This is a genomic window from Methylophilus sp. VKM B-3414 (genome assembly GCF_032248435.1).
Lineage (GTDB): Bacteria > Pseudomonadota > Gammaproteobacteria > Burkholderiales > Methylophilaceae > Methylophilus > Methylophilus glucosoxydans.
The window spans coordinates 301,421-321,686 of record NZ_JAVTLI010000001.1; the positions used below are offsets into that span (position 1 = coordinate 301,421).

The following is a 20,266-nucleotide window of genomic DNA, read 5'->3' on the forward strand; positions in this document are numbered from 1 at the left end:
GTTTCTGCATGATTGTGTTAGGTTTATCCGGTGCCTTGGGGCATGATGCTTCGGCTGCCATTCTGGTAGATGGCAAAATTGTCGCTGCGGCAGAAGAAGAGCGCTTTATCCGCGACAAGCACGCCAAAAATCACTGGCCTTACGAAGCGGCCAAGTTTTGCCTGAAACAGGCGGGCATTTCCCCTGAACAAGTCGATATCGTGGCTTTCCCTTATGGTGAAATTCCGCTGATGTCGGCTGCGCGCTGGCATTACGCCAAGCGCTACTGGTACGCGCCAGACCGTGCACTGGATGCCATTTTTAATGGCAACCGCCGTTTCCGTCGCAACCGCGACAAATCGCTCAAATTGATGGAAGAACTCGGGTTGAGCAAAGCCAAATATGTGCCGGTTGAACACCATCTGGCACATGCTTCCAGTGCTTACCATCTGAGTGGCTTCAAGGAAAAAACCGCCATTGTCGGCATTGACGGCAAAGGGGAATATGCCACCACGTTTTTTGGCTATGGCGAACATGGCAAGATTCACAAAATCAAGGAATTCTATGACCCGGATTCACTGGGTGGCCTGTATGGCGCGATCACCGAGTTTCTTGGGTTTGAGATGCTGGATGGTGAATTTAAGGTCATGGGCATGGCGCCCTATGGTGACCCGAACAAATATGATTTGAGCCGCCTGGCCAAGTTTGAAAACGGTGAGCTCATCATCAACACCGAATACGTCAATGTGGTCGGTTTGCGCCGTTACAAAGAAAATGGCAAAGGCTACTACTTCACGCCCAAACTGATTGAATGGCTAGGCCCCAAGCGTGAGGGCGACGAGATTGACGACCCGTATATTCATTACGCTGCCAGTGTACAGAAGCTGCTGGAAGACTTGGCTTTGCAGATGATTGAATATTATCTGGGCGATATTCTGCGCGAAACCGGCAAGATTGTGATGGCAGGCGGCGTTGCGCTCAATGTCAAACTGAATCAGCGCATTATCGCCTTGCCACACGTGAAAGAATTATTTGTACAGCCTGCTTCTGGCGATAACGGTACCAGCCTGGGCGCAGCCACTTACGCTGCACACCTGGCGGGCGAAAAAATCCATAAAATGGAACACGCTTACCTCGGGCCTTCTTACACCAATGAAGAGTGTATTGCCGCCTGTGAAGCGCATCCGTCCAAGCCTGTTTTTACCCGTGTAGAAGATGGCCCACTTAAAGCGGCAGAATTGCTGGCCGCTGGGAATCCACTCGCCTGGTTCCAGGGGCGCATGGAGTTTGGCCCGCGTGCCCTGGGTTGCCGCAGTATCCTGGGCGATCCCAGTTTTCCTGGCGTGGCGGACCGCATCAATGCCCAGATCAAATACCGTGAGCGCTGGCGGCCATTCTGCCCCAGCATGCTGGACCGCGTGGCGGAGGATATTCTGCAAACCGACCATCCGGCGCCCTACATGACCTTCACCTTTGATGTGAACCCGGCCTGGAAAAACCGCATTCCGGAAGTGGTCCATGAGGACGGCACGGCACGTGCGCAGGTTGTGACCAAAGCCACCAATCCACGCTACTACGCGCTGATTGAGCATCTGGAGCAACTGCGTGGTAATGGCGTGGTGCTCAATACCTCGCTTAACCGACGCGGCGAACCGATGATTTGTAGCCCGACCGATGCCTTGAATATGTTTTATGGCTGTGATCTGGAATATCTGATGCTGGAAGATATTCTGGTGACCAAATCTGCTTGATGTCTGACTACATTCCATGAGTGTCAATGCACTACGCGAAAAAGAGGTATATTGTTTTAAGTCATTGAATCCTCTGAAAAAATGTTGGATTCGGGTAATTCAATTTGACGTAGTGCAGCAGTTTGGAGATAATCGGGGGTAGGGAGCCTGTTTGGATTCATATATCTTCACCCTATACTGTGACGCAATAGTAAGTTCAAAGCAGTTCACCAGGATAGTTCATCAGGTAGTTAAAACACAGTTGAGCGATAGTCAATGAAACAATCTCACATTGAAGTAACAGAACGCATCATCGAGCGTAGCCGTCCGACCCGCAAGGCGTATTTGCAGCGCATTGATGATTACCTGAACCGTGAAAAAGGCCCGGACCGCTTGGGCTGTGCCAACGTGGCACACGCGTTTGCGGCCATGCCACAAAACGACAAATTCAAGATTTACGCCGAGAAACCGACACACGTCGGCATCGTCACTGCTTACAACGAAATGTTATCCGCGCATCAGCCGTATGTGAACTATCCGGATATTATTCGTGATGAAGCACGCCAGCATGGCGCAACCGTGCAGGTGGCCGGTGGCGTGCCTGCCATGTGTGATGGGATTACCCAGGGCGAGCCTGGCATGGAGCTGAGCCTGTTTAGCCGCGATACCATCGCCATGAGTACGGCCATTGCCTTGTCTCATGACGTGTTTGATGCGGCATTGCTGTTGGGCGTCTGTGACAAGATCGTGCCCGGCCTGTTGATCGGTGCCTTGCATTTTGGGCATTTGCCCTGTGTATTTGTGCCAGCGGGCCCGATGAGCACCGGGATTGATAACACCTCGAAATCCAAAGTGCGTGAAAAATATGCACAAGGCCTGTGTGACCGTGATGAGCTGCTGGCCAGCGAATCTGCGGCCTACCACGGTGCCGGCACCTGTACCTTCTACGGTACGGCCAACAGTAACCAGATGTTGCTGGAAGCCATGGGCTTGCACGTGCCAGGGGCGGCTTTTATCCACCCGCATGATGGCATGCGTGAAGACTTGACGCGTGAAGCGGTGCGTTTGGTAGTGCAAAACGCTAAAAAAGATAAATTCGTGCCGATTGGCCGTCTGGTAGATGAGCATGTGATCGTGAACGCGATGGTGGCTTTGCTGGCTACTGGCGGTTCCACCAACCATTTGATTCACTGGGTAGCGGTTGCGCGTGCTGCGGGCATTATCATTGACTGGACAGATTTCCATTATCTGGCTAAAGGTACGCCACTGCTGGCCAGTGTTTATCCAAACGGTAAGGCCGACGTCAACGAATTCCAAGCAGCTGGTGGGCCAGGTTTTGTGATCCGCGAACTGATCGAAGGCGGTTATATGTATCCGGATGTCTACACCGTGAGTGGTGGCGGCATGCGCGATTACGGTAAAAAGCCGGAAAAAGAAGCGGACAAGCTGGTGTGGAAAGACTACCCGGCCGAAAGTGGTGATGAAACCATCGTGCGCACAGCTTCTCATCCGTTTAACGAGTCCGGTGGCCTGCGTCTGCTCAAGGGTAACCTTGGCCGCAGCGTCATCAAGATTTCTGCCGTCCCTGAAGACCGTCACATCATCGAGGCGCCAGCCATTGTGTTTGATGCGCAAGAAGAATTGCTGGCCGCGTTTGACCGCGGTGAGCTGGAGCGTGACTTCATTGCTGTCGTGCGCTTCCAGGGCCCTAAAGCCAACGGCATGCCAGAGTTGCATAAATTGACACCACCACTTGCTGTGTTGCAAAACAAGGGCTTCCGGGTGGCGATTGTAACGGACGGCCGCATGAGTGGTGCTTCAGGCAAGATTCCTGCTGCAATTCACTTGAGTCCCGAAGCCAGCGCGGGTGGTCCGATTGCCAAAATCCGCAATGGTGACATCATCCGCCTCAATGGTACCGTCGGTCAGTTGAATGTGCTGGTTGATGAAGACACCTGGGCTGAGCGCGAGGCTGAAGAGCTGAGCGATGCCAAACGGCATTACAACGCCCATGGCTTGGGCCGTGAGTTGTTTGGTGGCATGCGCAGGAATGTGCTGTCTGCAGAAGAAGGCGCCGTTACCTGGTTGTAAATGCACATTGCGTCGCAATACGTCGTTGCAGTTTGCTTGCCGTACTATTCGTACTGTCTACGCGCCTGCGCCTAGTCTTGCTTAGCAATCTTCATTTACATAAAGCAAACGATTAAAAAAACAATTTTTTTATTTATTAGGTCAATATTCAAAACATGAGCACATTAGAGTTAGCAAATCATGGCCCGGTGATTCCGGTGATTGTCATTAACAAAGTGGAAGATGCGGTGCCGATGGCCGAAGCGTTGCTGGAAGGCGGCATTAAGGTGCTGGAAGTCACATTGCGTTCCCCGGTTGCACTGCAAGCCATGGAAGAAATTGCCAAGCATGTGCCTGACGCGATCTTGGGTTCCGGGACCGTACGTAATCTGAAAGATGCGAAAAACTCCAAGGATGTAGGTTGCCAGTTTGCGGTCAGCCCAGGCTACACCAGCGAGTTAGGCAAATATGCCCGTGAAATCGGCTTGCCACTGTTGCCAGGTGTGTCTACTGGCTCAGAAATCATGATGGCGAATGCCGATGATTACTACTTCCTGAAATTGTTCCCGGCAGTGGCGGTGGGTGGTATTAACCTGCTCAAAGGCTTTGCCGGCCCATTTGCAGACGTGAAATTCTGCCCAACGGGTGGTGTCAGCGTTGAAAGCGCCCCACAATTCCTGGCGTTGCCTAACGTGGTTGTGTGCGGTGGCACCTGGTTGACGCCTGCCGATGCCGTAGCCAATAAGGACTGGGCACAGATCACCAAGCTGGCGAAAGAGGCTTCTGCGATCGTGGCGGCCAAATAAGTATAGCGTTAGACAAATCGTCTATAATGAAGGCTTGTAGTGATACAAGCCTTTTTTATTTGCCAAGCCCACTCCGTTATGTCCCAAAGACCAGACCTCTCCCTTTATAAAACCATTGTGCTCGATTGCGATGGCGTTGTCCTCAATAGCAACCAGACCAAGGTGGATGCCTATTACAACACCGCCAAGCGGATGGGGGGGACGGAGGCGCAGGCGCAGGCCTTTGTGGACTATCATATCCAGTTGGGCAGCATCCCGCGCAATGACAAAATCCGTTATTACATCACCGAGATTATCAAACAGCCTTTAACGCCCGAGCGGTTTCAGGCCTTTATGGATACGTTTACCGAGATTCTGGATGAAACCCTGATGCAGTGTGAGGTTGCGCCTGCACTGATGAATTTAAAAAAAGAAACCGCAAACGCCAAGTGGATGCTGCTGTCTGGCGGAGATCAAGCAGAATTGCGGCAAATTTTTCCTCGTCGTGGCCTGGATACGCTGTTTGAACTGGGCATTTATGGTGGGCCGACTAAAAAGAATGAGCACCTGGCCAGCATGATTGCCGATGGGACCATCCAGTTCCCGGCCTTGTTTATTGGCGATAGCCGCTTTGATCATCAGGCTTCGACTGGCGCCGGGCTGGATTTCATTTTTGTGGCTGACTGGACCGATATGCCGGATTGGCAAGCCTACTGCCAGACGCATGGGGTGACCGTTTGTCATCAGCTTGAATTGTCGCCTGTAACGGCTTTCTGTGCGCCCTAATCGTCGCCTGACTGCTTAAAGATGAATGCCGCCATGAAGAAAATTTCACCACTCAAACTGTTTTTAGGCCTGACTACACTGCACATGCTGGCCACTTGCTGGGGATTCTTCAGCATTGGTGCGCAAGCCACTACGGGCGCAGCCTTCTGGTTTCATGTCTGTGCCTGGTTGTTTTACAGTTTTGCCTACGCCGTCGTGACCTTGATCCCGGCCTGGCTGCAATCACTGCTGGCACGCACCATCAACCGCTACACCGCACTATTGGCGCTCACGTTTTCCGTGATAGGCATTTTACTGGTCAGATCGGATTTAATGATTTATGACCTGTATAACTTTCATTTCAACGGCTTTATCTGGAATCTTGTTACCACCAAGGGCGGCCTGGCCTCGCTGGGGACCAGCGACGAAACCTATGTGGCGATCGGCATATCGGTCGCAATTGTCATCCTGATTCAGCTGTTCGCCTGGTGGTTGAGTAAGCGCATGCAGTCATTTAAGCCCGCAGTATTGCTGACGCGGCCTTTGTACCTGATTGTGCTACTGGCCTTTGTCGCGCAAGCTGTCTTATATGGCATCAGTGATGTCAAAAATAACGGGGCGATTCTTGATTCGGCGACGGTGTATCCCTTCTATAAACGGATTACCTTCCGCAGCTGGGCAGAAAAAATGGGCGTGCAAACGGTGCGCCATAGCAGTAACCATCTCAATGTGGATACTTCCAGAATTCAGTATCCTTTATCGCCGGTGACGTTTAGCGCCGTCCAACAGCCGCCCAATATTGTCATTCTGGTGGCAGAGTCTCTGCGCTGGGATCGTTTAACGCCTGAGATCATGCCTCATGTCTGGCAATTTGCGCAGCAAGGCTTGTATTTTAAAAACCACTATTCCAGTGGCAACGGTACGCGTGAAGGCCTGTTCGGCATGTTTTATGGGCTATATGGCTCTTATTGGTCCAGCTTTTTACATGCACAACAACCGCCTTTGCTCATGCAGCGGGTGCAGGCCTTGAATTACCAACTTGACCTGCGTACCAGCGCACTGTTTTCTTATCCCGAATTTAATAAAACCTTATTCGCCAGCGTACCGCTTGCACAGCTGCACGAGGCGGAGGAGAAGTTAACCCCCTGGCAGCGTGACCAACAAAATGCCTCTGAGCAAATCGCCTTTTTGCGTGCGCGGGACAAACAGCGGCCATTTATGAGCTTTTTCTTCTTTGAGTCTACGCATGCGCGTTATGACTTCCCGGAGCAAGCCGTGATTGCCTCCCCGTATTTGAAGGATGTGAATTACTGGGGCATGAGCCGCGAGTCGCTCAAGCCCAAGATTGGCGAGTTCAAAAACCGCTATACCAATGCTGCCCATTGGGTCGATCAACAAATGGGGCGGGTGCTTGATGAACTGCGTGCGCAGGGCGCATTAGACAATACCATTGTCATCATCACTGGCGATCATGGAGAAGAGTTTCTGGAAAAGGGCTTCTGGGGACATAACTCGAGTTTTGTTGAGGAGCAGACACATACGCCCATGGTGGTGTGGATGCCGCAGCACGCGCATGCCGAGATTGAGCGCATGACCAGCCATCTGGATATTTCACCAACGTTATTACAGGCCCTGGGTGCGCCTGAAGATAGTAGCAGCTATTCGCTGGGCCTGTCGTTGCTGACCACGCAGTCACGCCCATTTGTTGTGGTCAGTGACTGGCACTCTATTGGCGTGCAAACAACGGATATGAAGTACCGTATTCCATATTTGCATCATGGCGTGGATCATTTTGTGCCGACCGGGCCGCACGATGAATCATTATCTGCCAGCGCGCAAGACAGCCTCATGGCCAAATATCAACCATTGTTATTGCAGGCGATCCAGAATTGCAGCCGCTTTTTGGCCTTGCACAAAGACAAGGCCTCATGAGTACGACGGTACAATTTAAAGCAGAAAATCCGCTGCCTGCCGAGATTCGGCAACGACCGGATGTGTTTGATTTTTTTATGCAGTTGCCGGGCAAAAGTTTCCGCAAGGTTGCCGAACGCGAGACCTTGCGGATTGCGCTGGCGGGCCAGCATTTTTTTATTAAACGGCATTTTGGTGTGGGATGGGGCGAGTTGTTCAAAAACTGGCTCAGCTTCAAACGCCCGGTAGTGAATGCGCAAAATGAGGTGGCGGCCATTGCCGCCTTGCAGCGCTTGCATATTCCCACCACGCCTTATGTGGGGCATGGCATCCAGGGCTGGCTGCCCGCCACTCAGCGCTCATTTGTGATTACCGAGGATTTGGGTGAGATTGTCACGCTGGAGGATTTGGCGCTACAGTGGAAAATCACACCGCCCACACTGCGGTTCAAGCGTGCGCTGATCCGCCGGGTGGCGGAGATTGCACGTCAGATGCATGCGTATCCGTTCTACCATCGTGACTTTTATATCTGCCATTTCTGCTTTAAAGCGGCTGAATTGACGCTGCTGCCGCCACGATTGCATGTGCTGGATTTGCATAGAGCAGAAATCCGCGCACAGCCTTCGCAACGTATGCAAATGAAAGATCTGGCTGCGCTGTATTTTTCAGCCATGGATGTTCAATTATCCCGCGGAGATCTGCTCAGATTTCTACGGCATTATGTTGGTGACGACCGTCAGTTACTGCGTGGGGAGTCGGCATTTTACCGTGCCATTGCGCAGCGTGCCCACAAGCTTTACGCCAAGTACCAGCGTAAACGCCGCGCTGGCGTAGCCATGTAAGCGCGGCGTGAGTGATGATTTGGCGATAAATTAAATCGTACCGTGTAGCTTGGTGTAAATCATGCCTGCCAGCTCAAAGTCCTCATGGTAGTCAATATCGACCACCATATGGTTGGTTTCAAACAAGTAGGGATTGACGCCGATATGGTAGTGAAAGCGGTTGACCGTCTCGCGTTTGAGAATAAACAGGCTCCACAACACCGAATATAACTTGGGCAAGTCTTGCGAGACCTTGTGCCAGTAACCAAACCCATAGTTGACCGGATTGCCCTTGCCATCCAGCAAATGCCCTTTGAACGGTTTGACGGCAACCAGCGAATCATAATCGTTGCGGACGTCTTTCCAGACCGCCAAAGCTTCCTTGAACTGATTAAATAAGGGCGAGGTGACCTGAATCCACATAATGTCATCGTCACCAGGCAGCGGGTCGGTTAGCGCTTTGACCAAGTCAGGCTGATAAATCTTGTTGCCGGTCAGAGAGGCATCGCGCTGCATAAAGTGAAAGCCATACTTGTCACACAACGGCTTGACCAGTTCCACGCTTTCTGACGACACATAGACATTTTCTGGCGCTTCAAAGGTCAGGATTTGCTTGGCCTTGATGTCGAACAGCGAATCGTCCTGATAAAAAGGGCGAATGTTTTTATGCGGAATACGCGTGGAGCAGGTTTGCAGCGGGATAATAATTTTCATAACTTAAATCATTTCTTGACGGATGCCGTCTCGGTAATTTGTTGCAAAGCCTCGGCAAACGACATTTTTGGAATAATCTCGGCAGGCAAGGCGCTTTGTAGCGACAGATTATATAGCTTAACCCCTGTTTTTTCACTGGCCAGACGCGCCAGCTCAAAGCAGCCGCGAATATGTGGTTCGTAATAGCGCAGAAAATCTGGTGAAGGATTGTGCTGGTCGGCATAAAAATGGGCTTTACCGGTGCCACCCAAATCCATGCCCAGAATATAAATCGCCTCATAGCCCAGGGCAAACGCCAGTTGTACTGCCCAGGTGGCCACCGTTTTTCCGGCAAACACGCCTTGTTGTAAATTGTGGCTAAAGCCTATCGAGCGGCAGTAGGGCAATAAATCCGGGGCCAGCAGAATCTCAGGCGATTGCGTAAAAACCTGCAAGTATTGCTCGGCACTGCCTCTGGCCACCCCATATTTGCGACTCACCGATTCAATCAGGTAAAGGTTGCCTTGCTTCAGCAGTTCCGGCGCCCGCTCAGCAATAATACTCAGCCCTTCAAAGTTGAAGAAACAGCGCGCGCCCGAACGGACAGATTCGACGACACAATCCCACTGGCGCTCAAATACGCGGTGATCCACAATCACACAGTCGGTCGGATGGAGCTTGGCCGCACTAAATTTTTTAATCGCGCAATTGAGGCTGATGGTCGGATACGCGGCGATTTGCTGCAGATCAATCTCGGCCAGCGAAGGGCCGGAAGCGACGATCCAGCATGGTCCCCGTTGTTGTTGGCTCAGCGTATGTGCAAAAGGGATGGTGGCTATTGGCTGCTTTTTCCAGAGGACGGTGCAGCTGTGTTCCCCGCGCTGCAGGTCAAAGTCCGGGTGGCAGTTGTATTGATGCTTGAAGGCGTCACCCAATTGCCAGCGCCGGTAACCCATGCGCAATTTATCTACGAATCTCATGCGTGCGTAATCACTTCTGGTCCAGCCACTGCCTGAAGTTTGAAAACCCATGAATCAGGATGATGTACAAGGCGATCATGCTCAGCGAGAAGTTTCTGAACTCATCCTTGGTGGTGAAGTTCAGGAACAGCAGCAGGTTAGGAATAAAAATCCCCAATGTATACCGTTTGAGCATGTCATCCATTTGTTGCCAGCCAGCGCGTATCCAGTAGGCCAGCCATGGAAACAGCAAGACGTGCTGCAACGTGGGCGAGAATAATCCCAGTGTATAAAAATCACTCAATTTGAAGTAATTGACCGGATTGAGCCAGAATTTTGCGTTATCAAGCAAGTGAAAATGCAGCGCAGAATCCGTGTTCCCGGTATACGGTGCGATGATCCATTGCCGGATCAGGAAGCAGGCAATGAATTGCAGCGCAAAGTAAGCCACGCGCTTTTGCATGGGGTAGTCTTTGGCATGTAAAAAGAAAAATCCGAATGCGGCAACGAAGGCGGTTTCTTTGTTAAATGCCGTGAGCATGAGCAAGATGGACGCCAGAAATTTGCGGTCAGTCAGAAAGTAATAGGTGCTGACTGTGATACCAAGCAGTTCAAAGAAATCATAAAAATAGCCGCCACGCTTGAAGGTCAGCGGATAGATCAGGCTAAACAGCACCACGGCAAGGATAGAGGCCGAGTAGTTGTCAGAAAAGTGCAGAAAAATCTTGCGCAGGTAAATCAGCGTCAGCAGAAAACTGAGCAAAGTCAGGCCATACATCAGGTGGTAGTCCAACGCCACGCGAGGCGTCCATTCCTCGGCAGGTACATCGTGAAAGAAATGGTTTTTCAGTTTGTCGGACGAGATTATGCGTTCAAACAGCTTTTCCTGTTTCTTTTCCGGAATCTGCTGCACGGCCAGGTCAGCCAGACGCGGGACCGTTGAGCGGTAAACATAGGGCTGGTAAGCCGTGCCATCAATCACCCCTACTAGCGACGCATAGCGGGAGTCGTCGCGGAAACCCCATTTAATGAAAAAGCTGTTGCAGACGTTTGCGGTACACGCCACCAGAATCACCCAAAGAATGCTTAAGCGCAACAAATGTTTGAACGGTGGTTGCCAGAGGTTAAGAATGGGAAATTTTTGGGTCAGCGAATGAATCATTAGGAGGCCTGAACGAATAGTGAATTATTTTTATGAATTTTAACGTATTGCATCAGGGTATCACGGCCTGTTTGCTAAAAATCATGACTTTAGATTTACCGCGCCAACCGTAAAAGGTTTTGACCAGCTTGAAATTGGCTTTTTGCAAGGTTTGCACAGCGAGCTGTTCATAAGCCACATCCACCGCATCCTTGCTGATGGTGATCATATAGTAGTCATACTTCGAGATCGCCTGCTGCTTGACCAGCTCGGGAAACAGTGTATGACCCAGTACTCTATCCTGATATGGTTGGTGGGCATAAAACCGCGCATTTTCGGTGTCATAAAATACCGGTTGCTGTTGTGGGTTGATGGTCTGGATGTAGTCCACCGCCTGCCGATCAAGATCAATCGGATTTCTATCCCATAAGGAGTAGGCGAGCATGGCAACCAGCAAGCAGGCAACCCCTCGGCTACTGAGCTTAGGCCAGCGGCTTTGCAATTCAGTCATGGCAAACGCGGCGAGGAAAATAAACACGATGCCACTGGCAATGACATAGCGGCTGGAGAGGACAAACACATTCAACAAGATCACCAGGCTGACGACAAAGCTGACGCTGAGTGTTGCCATCGCCAGATGCCGGGCGGGTGCCGGTAAGCGCGACCACCAGCTCTGTTTGGGCCAGCAGATGGCAATTAATGCTGGCAGGCCGGCCGTTTTTAATGTTTTGTTGATGGCAATCAGGATCAAGGTTACCCAGAGGCTGAACAGGCCGTATTCATCCAGATCTTCACCTAATACCTGCTGGTTGATAATGGCGGCTTTTTGTTGAATAAAATCGATGCGTTCCCCAAACAGGCGCGTGACCTGAGTGACGATTTCTTGCAACCTGCCTAATTGATCCAGTCGCAATACGCCAGCGAATAAGGCGATACCTAACATCAATGCTGTGAGCAGGCTGAGGCTATTGGCGCGCAGCCAAAGCTTTATTCGCGCTGAGGCGCTTAAGCCGGTATAGGCAAGCGCGCATAAGGGCAGGGCGAGCAAATAAACTGCCGCTTCGATCCGGAATAAGGTGGCGATGACCATGGCGGCCTGAAACGCCAGCAGGTCCTGCCAGCGTTGCGTTTTAAGGCTGCGTAGCCAATATACCAGGCCCCAGGTATAGGCTGCCCAAAAGCCCTCGTCGCGCAGCAACATGCCTAATACACTGCCGACCATATATTGCGTGGAGAACAGCAGGCCATGCCCCCAGTGCAGCGTGCGCAACTTGGCGCCCGCTTCTAGCAGCAATTGTTGAAAGCCTGCGACAAACAGCACAAAGCACACTATATTCAGGCCGATGGCCGCGCTGTGTATCTCCAGACCGGTACTGCGGTGTATCAGTGCGAGCAGGCTTGGGTAGAACGGCCACGAGAACAGGCGATACGCCTGCTGCCATTGCCCGGCAGCCAGGAGTCTGGCCTGCTCAAAATACAACAGTGAGTCGTTGTTTACCCAGCCATGCTGGTTATACATAATTTTGCTGACGATCAGAAAGGCGGCCAGCAAATACAGGATTAACCACTGGGCTTGCGTGATTTTTTGCAGGTAAGAAAAGCGTTTCATGACGCAAACTCCACGCGCGTGAGTGCGAGTGTGGATAAGACTTGTTCAGGGGACAATTGTCGCAAACAATTCAAATGACCGAGCGGACATACACGCTTGAAACACGGGCTACATGACAGCCCCAGATATTGGATCACTGCATCCGGGTGCATCGGTGGCGTATGATTCGGGTCAGAAGAGCCATAAATCGCTACCAATGGCTTATCCAGTGCGGCAGCCACATGCATCAGCCCCGAGTCGTTACTGACCACGCGTTGGCACAACGACATCAGGTCAATCGCATCCCCCAGGCTGGTTTTGCCCGCCAGGTCCAGGCATCGCTGTAGCGTGAGCTGTTGGATGGAGGCAGTCACCGGGGCATCTTTCTCGGAACCAAACAGCATCACTTGCCAGCCTGCATCTAGCGCATGATTGGCGACTTGCGCGTAATACTCGGCTGGCCAGCGTTTCGCTTCGCCATATTCTGCCCCTGGGCAGAGGCCCAGCATCGGTTTGGAGGCATCGAGCTTGAAAGCGTGCAGTAATCGGTCGGCATTGGCTGCATCCGCGACCAATGCAGGTTGTGGCAAGGCGCTAGGGAGCACAGCTTGCGGGCTTAAACCCAGCGTCACAAAGCGCTCGACGGTTTTTTTGAGACGGGTTTTATCCAGCGGGCGCATGTCATTGACCAAGCCGTAACGCATCTCTCCTTTAAAACCGGTCCGTAATGGAATGCCGGCAGCCCAGGGCAAAATAGCTGATTTCATACTGTTTGTGAGTAAGATGGCTTGTGTGTAGCCTTGAACCCTCAGGCCACGGCCAAAGCACCAGCGCGCGCCTAAAGATAATTGCCCGTGTTTGAAGGGTAGGGCGATGGCTTGGGTGATTTCGGGCATGCGCGCCAGCAATGGCAGTGTCCACGACGGTGCGGCTACATCAATCTGGCAAGCGGGACGGTCCGACTTGAGTTGCTTGAACAAGCTTTGCGCGAGAACCATGTCGCCTACCCACGACGGGCCGATGACCAGAATCTTGTCAGCACTACTCATGCATGCATTTTTTTAATCAGATTGGTGGTGCTTCGGCCTTCCACCAAGTCAATCAATGCAATTTCACCGCCCCAAGAGAGCACCTCTTTACCGCCGACCACTTGGGCTGCGGTGTAGTCGCTGCCCTTGGCAATAACATCAGGTTGAACTGCCATGATCAGGTTCAAAGGCGTGTCTTCATCAAACAAAATGACCGCGTCCACAGACTCCAGGGCGGCCAGCACGCGCGCACGATCATTTTCATTCACCACGGGTCGGGTCGGGCCTTTGAGCGCAGATACTGAACGATCGGTGTTGAGTCCCAGCACCAGTTTGTCGCCCCGCTTTTTGGCCGCTTCAAGGTAAGTGACATGGCCTGCATGCAATAAATCAAAGCAGCCATTGGTAAAAACGATTTTTTGGCCTTGCTGTTTCCATCGGCTGACCTTTTGCTTGAGCTCTTCCAGTGCGCAGATTTTGTGCGCCTGTTCATTGCCTTGTGCCGTCATCAGCGCATCAAGTAATTCTGCCTTGGTAATTGGCACGGTGCCGACTTTGCCGACCACCACGCCAGCGGCAATATTGGCCAATGACAAGCTATCCAGTGCCGACAGCCCGTGCATCAGCCCAGCAGCCAGGGTGGCAATCACGGTATCCCCTGCGCCTGAGACATCAAATACTTGCTTGGCGGTGGCGTTCAGATGGTGGGTGCTGTCATCAATCAGCGTAATGCCTTCTTCGCCTCTGGTGACGGCTAGAAAATCCAGTTGCAAGCTTTGCTTGAGCGCCGTTGCTTTGGCGATTAGCGCCGGATCTTGCTGGCTGCTGTCGCAGGCTTCGGCGGTTTCTTTTTTATTCGGCGTGAGTGCAGTTGCCCCACGATATTTGCTGTAATCGCGGCCTTTAGGATCTACCAATACCGGTATCTGCCGTGCGCGGCAACGCTGGATCACCTGCTGACAGACGGTTTCGGTGAGCAAGCCTTTGGCGTAGTCTGACAAAATCACCAGGGCAGGCTGCGCTGCCAGTGCAGTGTCAATATTGGCGAGGATTTCAGCTTGTTCTCGCTCGTTCAAACTCTGGGTATCTTCCTGATCCAGACGGAGCATTTGCTGGTGTCCGCCCAGAATACGGGTTTTGGCAATGGTTGGACGATGCTGGCTGGTGAGCATGGCCTCGGTCGTAATCCCATGTGACTGCATGGCTTTGAGTAAGGTCTGGCCTTCACTATCATTGCCCATCAAGCCAATCATCTTGGTTGAGATACCCAATAATGCCAGGTTGGCTGCTACATTGGCGGCACCGCCTACGCGCTGTTGTTCGGATTTGATCAGCACAACCGGGACCGGTGCTTCAGGTGAAATGCGGTTGACCTCGCCGAGCAGGTAGCGGTCTAGCATCACGTCCCCAATCACCAGGGCATGGGCACCGTGTTCACCAAACTGCTGCACAACTTTACTGAATGCAGGATTCATCAGACTTAAGACTCCAGAATCTCGCACAAGCTGTGGCCGATAAAGATGTGCGCTTCCTGGATGCGTGCAGTCACGCTGGATGGCACCACAATGTTGTGCTTGCACAGGGCATTTAACTTGCCACCTTTGCCGCCAGTCATGCCTATGGTGGTGGCCCCAATTTCATTGGCGGTTTCAATGGCACGGACCACATTGGCGCTATTGCCGCTGGTTGTGAGGCCGATCAGCACATCCTCCGGACGACAGAGGGCTTCTACCTGACGGGCAAAAATATAGTCATAGCCATAATCGTTGCCTACTGAGGTCAGGATGGAGGTGTCTGTTGTCAGTGCAATTGAGGGCAGACCCTTGCGCTCTTTTTTAAAGCGGCCGACAATCTCTGCTGCAATATGCTGGCTATCTGCCGCACTGCCGCCATTGCCACACAGCAGAATCTTGCCCCCGCGCGCAATACAGTCACGCAGCAAGTTGCCCACGTCACTGATGAGTGGAAACAAGGGCTCCAGCGCTTGAAACATCGCCATATGGGCGGCGTGTTCGCCTTTGAGGTATTCAATATGGTTCATATCGCTCACAATCTATCGCTCAATTGTTGGATGACTTATGCGTAAGGGTCGTCTTGCATCAAATAGTTTTGCACATAGTCTTTGACGCCTTCCTCCAGCGAGGTAAACGGCTTTTTATATCCCGCATCGCGCAGCTTCTTCATCTCTGCTTGGGTAAAGTACTGATATTTGCCCTGCAGGTCTTGCGGCATATCAATATAAGTGATGTTGGGCTCTCGGCGCATACTGGTCATCACGTTGGTCGCCAGGTCTTTAAAGCTGCGTGCCTGACCGGTGCCTATGTTGTAAATCGCGCTAGCAACCGGTTTGTTTTTGAGGGCTGATTCCAGGAAAAAGCCCATCACATCCGCCACGTCTTTGACATAGACAAAGTCACGCAACTGCATGCCGTCCTCTATGCCTTCTTTGGTGCCTTTAAACAGGCGCATGGTCCCGGTCTCGCTAAACTGGTTAAACGTGTGATACGCCACGCTGGCCATGCGCTCTTTGTGATATTCATTCGGCCCGTAGACGTTAAAAAACTTGAATCCAGCCCAGGCGGGCGGGGTAGGTTGCTTTTGTGCGACTTGCTGCAACACCCACTGGTCAAAAAAGTGCTTGGAGTAGCCATAGCCGTTTAATGGCCGCAAGTTCTCAATGCTGGTATCGTCATAGCCTTGTTCACCACCGCCATACGTGGCCGCAGAGCTGGCGTAGAAAAACGGCACCTCATACTCGGCACACCAGGACCACAAGTCTTGCGAATAATGCATGTTATCCGCCACCAGCTTGTTAAAGTCACGCTCGGTGGTTGCGCTGATCGCCCCCATATGAATCACTGCCGTGATCTCATCATTCTCTTCGAGAAACTCAAACAGCTGGTCTTTATCCAGGTATTCGGCATAGTGTCTGTGTACCAGGTTTTGCCACTGATTTTCATGCGTGATACGGTCAACAATCACCAGGTCTTGCCGACCCAGTTTGTTGTTTAAATGCCAGGCCATGATAGAACCAATCATGCCTGCACCACCGGTGATAATGATCATAGGGGAACGATAAAAACGTTAAAACGCGATTATAACGCGTAATTGGGGAGGGCTGGCAGTGGAATAGGCGAGCGCTGCAAGCAAGACCAATGCGAATGAACGCTGAAATGAGTTTTTATGCTTGGTGCAAAATGCAGGAGATAGATTTGCTATCTTTGTGCACGGTTCTCAGGCAGATAAATGCTGATACTAATTTTTTGACTCAACATCACGGCGCTCTCTCCACCAACACTGGCTATCTAGATAGCGAAGCTTTGGCCAGTGTTTTCATCCTTTTGACGTGCAGCCAAGTTAGATGCTGGAAAATGACATGTCAGTCATGAGGGCTTTTAAATGTTTAAAAAATGTGATGTTCGAGCCGCAGCGTTATTTTTCAGCGCCCATTGCCAAAGCGTGTTGTTTACTCGCTTGTGCTTCAGCTGCTGCTTTTGCTGAGTCAAACTCATTACTCACCCAACCCTGCAAATGCTCCAGCGCAATATCGCGCATCGCTTCAATCCAGACGGCTTCGCTATTGAGTGCAGGGATATAGTGATAATCCCCACCGCCCACTGACTGGAACAAGTGTTTACCTTCCATAGCAATTTCTTCCAGGGTTTCCAGGCAGTCGCTGCTAAAGCCGGGACAAACGACATCTATGCGTTTGATTTGTTGTTTACCCAAGGCGTCTAGCGTGTTGGCGAGGTAAGGTTGCAACCATTCCTGACGACCGAAACGGGACTGGAAGGCGATTTGATATTGGTCTTTGCTTAAGCCTAAGGCCTCTGCCAGCAAGCGTCCGGTTTTGTGGCACTCGCAATGGTAGGGGTCGCCTTTTATCAGGTGGAATTTGGGCACGCCATGAAAGCTCATCACGAGTTTTTCTGGCTGGCCGTGTTGTTGCCAGTAGGCTTTGATATGGCTGGCCAAGGCTTGAATGTACAGCGGATGATCGTGGTAGTGCTTGATGGTACGGATGGCAGGCACATTGCGCATTTTAAGTAGTACGCGCCACACGGCATCCAGCGCCGCCGCAGTGCTGCTGGCGGCGTATTGGGGGTAGAGCGGGAATACTAAAATGCGGTCGCAGCCTTGGGCTTTGAGCGAGTCAATGGCGCTTTTCATGCTGGGGTTGCCATAGGTCATGCCGAGTTCGACGGCAAACGGGCTGTTAATGTGTTTAGCCAGACTCTGTTGCAATAAGGTTTTCTGTTGCTGGGCATAAACCATGAGCGGTGAACCTTGGTCTGTCCACACGCTGGCATATTTTTCTGCCGATTTTTTCGGGCGAATCACCAGGATGATGCAATGCAGAATCCAGCACCAGATAAAGCGCGGGATTTCGACCACACGCCTGTCCATCAAAAACTGCTGCAGGTAAGGCCGCAAGGCTTTCGCCGTGGGGGCGTCAGGCGTGCCCAGGTTAGCTAACAGGATACCCACTTTTGGTTGACTGCCGTGGGTGTAAGCAGGTTCTGGCTGGTAGTAAGTCATGAACGCATTTTAAGTGAAAAGTGCCCTTATGACTTACCTACTTTTGAAAAGTGCCGATGTTTGTTGTTGCGATAGTTAATCTGGTCGCAAATCATGCGGCTGATTTGCGACCATAATCTTTGTTTAGATCCAGGTTATTTCTTATGAATCTGGTTACCAATCACGCCACCAACCGCCGCACCACCGACCGTTCCGATGGAGCTGCCACCAGTTAAGACTGCGCCCGCGACTGCGCCTACACCCGCGCCAATGGCAGTGTTTTTACCACGCGTGCTCATAGAGCCACAGGCAGAAGTGCTCAGAGTCAGGACCAGCAGGGCAGTCCAAACCAGGGATTTCTGAAGTGAGACAGGTGATAGTTTTTTCATGATTTCCTCTCCAAAGGGATTAAACATGTGGGTATTTTAAGTAAGTGAGCAGAGCGCAGGCAGTCAATCTAAGCTGATTAGTGTGTCAGAGGAATCTGACGGGAGAATATTTCCTATCAAAGTGAAAGGAAACAAAATAGCCCTTGCCAGAGCATAACGTTGCTCTAACAAGGGAGGCTGAGTCATGTTTAACCTTGTCTTCTGCGTTTCAATCCTAAGAGGCCTAATCCCGCCAATATCAGCGCTGCGGACTCAGGTTCTGGGACTGCGTTCGCTAAGGTAATGGTCCCTGCATAGCTGGCATTTGTACCTGTACTCTCTCCAACGACTTGCAGATAGTAGCTACCTTGTTGAATGCTATTTGTAAATCCAAAAGAAAGATTGGGGCCGGAATTGAATACCGTACCATTCATGACCAGATTTTTGTTTTCATCCAGTAAGTTAAATTCCTTGAACTGAAAGGTGGTTCCTGTACCAGAAATACTGGTGAGGACTTGTTGTAAGCCATCAGTGCTAAACGAAATGTAGTCATTGAAACTTGTATTACCACTAAAAACATTGCTGAAAACATAACCGCCACCAGCTCGGGTCGCATCGTAGGCTGCAGCATACGTGGGATTAATGATTAAAGTACATAGGCACAGTGCAACGGATAAAGCGGATTTTTTCATAACAAACTCCTGAGTGATAAAAACGAGCTTGTGTCGAGCGCTTTGCGCAACATAGACAAGCATGTAGATCAGGATTGTGAAAAAACAGCAGTAGAAGGTTTATCCGACCGTGGCTGATCTCGGTGTCGGAATTATTAGCCTGATATGGTCAGGCAATATTTAGTTTGAGAGTGCGCTAGATAACAGCTTGGCCGTGATATCGACAATCGGGATAATCCGCTCATAGGCCATTCGGGTCGGGCCGATCACGCCCAGCGTCCCCACGACCTGACCATCGACTTCATAGGGCGCAGTGACCAGGCTGCATTCATCCAGTGCCAGATAGCCACTTTCGCCACCGATAAAGATTTGCACGCCATCGGCGCGTTGACTTTGATCAAGCAGTTGCATGAGCGCCGTGCGGCGTTCAAAAATCTCAAACAGTTTGCGTAAGCTGCCGACGTTGGTTGAGAGCTCATTCACTTCTAGCAGTTTGCGTTCGCCCGCAATCACCACCGCCTCTTTTTCTGAAGGCTCGGGTTGGCTGGCAGCATCCAGCGCAGCAGACATGAGGTGATTGATGTCTGCCTGCATTTGTTGCAGCTCCTGCTTGAGCTTGATCTGTACTTCTTCCAGCGTGAGCCCCTGACAGTGGCTGTTGACATAATTGCTGGCCGTGGTGAGCTCACTGGCACTAAATGCGCGGTCGGTCAGGACAATCCGGTTTTGTACCTGGCCGTCATCGGTCACCAGAATCACGAGTATTTTTTTGTCATTGATATGTAAAAACTCAAGGTGTTTAAGCACGTTGCGGCTTCGCTTGGGCGTCATGACCAAGCCTGCAAACTGGGTCAGTTGCGAGAGCATATCGGCCGCATTGTTAATGAGTGCTTGCGGGTCGGGCGAGGATAGTCCGGTTTTAAGTTGGGCGAGGGCGCGTTGATCAAGCGGCTGTATCGTCATCAGCGAGTCCACAAACAGGCGGTAGCCTTTTTTGGTGGGCACTCTGCCCGCAGAGGTATGTGGACTGGCAATAAACCCCAATTGTTCGAGGTCACTCATGACGTTACGTATTGTCGCAGGGCTGACATCCAGGCCGGAATGCTGGAGCAGAGTGCGGGAGCCTATGGGTTGCCCTTCACTGATGTAATGCTCTACCAAGGTTTTAAGCAAAATTTGCGCGCGTTTATCCACTTTAGACGATCTCATTAGAATGAGTTAGATTTTGCATCATTTGCG

At 51.5% G+C, this 20,266-nt stretch carries 18 protein-coding genes; 6 read left to right on the forward strand and 12 right to left on the reverse strand.

The features are described 5' to 3' along the window. Nucleotides 1–8 precede the first annotated feature (8 nt). The 6 genes from Q9292_RS01390 to rfaP all read left to right on the forward strand — a co-directional run bounded on the left by Q9292_RS01390 (nt 9) and on the right by rfaP (nt 8,082). On the forward strand, nt 9–1,730 hold the full coding sequence (locus Q9292_RS01390; RefSeq protein ID WP_313983854.1) for a carbamoyltransferase: 1,722 nt from the start codon (nt 9–11) through the stop codon (nt 1,728–1,730). A gap of 255 nt (nt 1,731–1,985) precedes the next feature. Next, nucleotides 1,986–3,800 (forward strand): phosphogluconate dehydratase, encoded by a 1,815-nt coding sequence (gene edd / locus Q9292_RS01395; RefSeq protein ID WP_313983857.1) that lies wholly within the window; start codon nt 1,986–1,988, stop codon nt 3,798–3,800. A gap of 155 nt (nt 3,801–3,955) precedes the next feature. Next, on the forward strand, nt 3,956–4,585 hold the full coding sequence (gene eda / locus Q9292_RS01400; protein WP_194747147.1) for a bifunctional 4-hydroxy-2-oxoglutarate aldolase/2-dehydro-3-deoxy-phosphogluconate aldolase: 630 nt from the start codon (nt 3,956–3,958) through the stop codon (nt 4,583–4,585). A 78-nt stretch (nt 4,586–4,663) separates the two neighbouring features. Then, the gene (locus Q9292_RS01405; protein WP_313983860.1) at nt 4,664–5,350 is read left to right on the forward strand and encodes an HAD family hydrolase; all 687 of its coding nucleotides are present in this window, start codon (nt 4,664–4,666) and stop codon (nt 5,348–5,350) included. A gap of 33 nt (nt 5,351–5,383) precedes the next feature. Further along, nucleotides 5,384–7,261 carry a sulfatase-like hydrolase/transferase gene (locus tag Q9292_RS01410; protein WP_313983863.1) on the forward strand — a complete coding sequence of 626 codons (1,878 nt, stop codon included), beginning with the start codon at nt 5,384–5,386 and terminating at the stop codon, nt 7,259–7,261. Next, the gene (rfaP, locus tag Q9292_RS01415) at nt 7,258–8,082 is read left to right on the forward strand and encodes a lipopolysaccharide core heptose(I) kinase RfaP (RefSeq protein WP_313983866.1); all 825 of its coding nucleotides are present in this window, start codon (nt 7,258–7,260) and stop codon (nt 8,080–8,082) included. Before Q9292_RS01410 ends, rfaP begins: the two co-directional genes overlap by 4 nt. 30 nt (nt 8,083–8,112) lie before the next feature. Here rfaP and Q9292_RS01420 read toward each other — a convergent pair whose 3' ends face one another. The 12 genes from Q9292_RS01420 to hrcA all read right to left on the reverse strand — a co-directional run bounded on the left by Q9292_RS01420 (nt 8,113) and on the right by hrcA (nt 20,236). Then, the gene (locus tag Q9292_RS01420) at nt 8,113–8,775 is read right to left on the reverse strand and encodes a CMP-N-acetylneuraminic acid synthetase (protein WP_194747143.1); all 663 of its coding nucleotides are present in this window, start codon (nt 8,773–8,775) and stop codon (nt 8,113–8,115) included. Nucleotides 8,776–8,783: 8 nt separating this feature from the next. After that, nucleotides 8,784–9,734, reverse strand: a complete 951-nt coding sequence (locus tag Q9292_RS01425) for a hypothetical protein (protein ID WP_313983869.1) — start codon at nt 9,732–9,734, stop codon at nt 8,784–8,786. A gap of 10 nt (nt 9,735–9,744) precedes the next feature. Beyond that, nucleotides 9,745–10,875, reverse strand: coding sequence for a hypothetical protein (locus Q9292_RS01430; protein ID WP_275356938.1), 1,131 nt, complete (start codon nt 10,873–10,875; stop codon nt 9,745–9,747). Nucleotides 10,876–10,927: 52 nt separating this feature from the next. Beyond that, nucleotides 10,928–12,463: a hypothetical protein gene (locus Q9292_RS01435; protein ID WP_313983873.1), complete on the reverse strand. Its 1,536-nt coding sequence runs from the start codon at nt 12,461–12,463 to the stop codon at nt 10,928–10,930. After that, nucleotides 12,460–13,491 (reverse strand): lipopolysaccharide heptosyltransferase II, encoded by a 1,032-nt coding sequence (waaF, locus tag Q9292_RS01440; protein ID WP_313983876.1) that lies wholly within the window; start codon nt 13,489–13,491, stop codon nt 12,460–12,462. Before waaF ends, Q9292_RS01435 begins: the two co-directional genes overlap by 4 nt. Further along, nucleotides 13,488–14,945 (reverse strand): bifunctional D-glycero-beta-D-manno-heptose-7-phosphate kinase/D-glycero-beta-D-manno-heptose 1-phosphate adenylyltransferase HldE, encoded by a 1,458-nt coding sequence (gene hldE, locus Q9292_RS01445; protein ID WP_313983879.1) that lies wholly within the window; start codon nt 14,943–14,945, stop codon nt 13,488–13,490. Before hldE ends, waaF begins: the two co-directional genes overlap by 4 nt. A 5-nt stretch (nt 14,946–14,950) precedes the next feature. Then, entirely contained in the window at nt 14,951–15,511 is a 561-nt protein-coding gene (locus Q9292_RS01450; RefSeq protein WP_313983882.1) for a D-sedoheptulose 7-phosphate isomerase, read from the reverse strand. A 35-nt stretch (nt 15,512–15,546) separates the two neighbouring features. Continuing rightward, a complete protein-coding gene (rfaD, locus tag Q9292_RS01455) occupies nt 15,547–16,536 on the reverse strand; it encodes an ADP-glyceromanno-heptose 6-epimerase (protein ID WP_313983884.1) in 990 nt (329 codons plus the stop codon). A 366-nt stretch (nt 16,537–16,902) separates the two neighbouring features. Then, complete coding sequence (gene hemH, locus Q9292_RS01460) at nt 16,903–18,009, reverse strand: ferrochelatase (RefSeq protein WP_313983886.1); 1,107 nt, start codon at nt 18,007–18,009, stop codon at nt 16,903–16,905. Nucleotides 18,010–18,143: 134 nt separating this feature from the next. Beyond that, nucleotides 18,144–18,377 carry a glycine zipper 2TM domain-containing protein gene (locus Q9292_RS01465; RefSeq protein ID WP_313983889.1) on the reverse strand — a complete coding sequence of 78 codons (234 nt, stop codon included), beginning with the start codon at nt 18,375–18,377 and terminating at the stop codon, nt 18,144–18,146. A gap of 188 nt (nt 18,378–18,565) precedes the next feature. Then, nucleotides 18,566–19,048: an FxDxF family PEP-CTERM protein gene (locus Q9292_RS01470; RefSeq protein ID WP_313983892.1), complete on the reverse strand. Its 483-nt coding sequence runs from the start codon at nt 19,046–19,048 to the stop codon at nt 18,566–18,568. A gap of 159 nt (nt 19,049–19,207) precedes the next feature. Then, the gene (gene hrcA, locus Q9292_RS01475) at nt 19,208–20,236 is read right to left on the reverse strand and encodes a heat-inducible transcriptional repressor HrcA (RefSeq protein WP_275356930.1); all 1,029 of its coding nucleotides are present in this window, start codon (nt 20,234–20,236) and stop codon (nt 19,208–19,210) included. Nucleotides 20,237–20,266 lie beyond the last annotated feature (30 nt).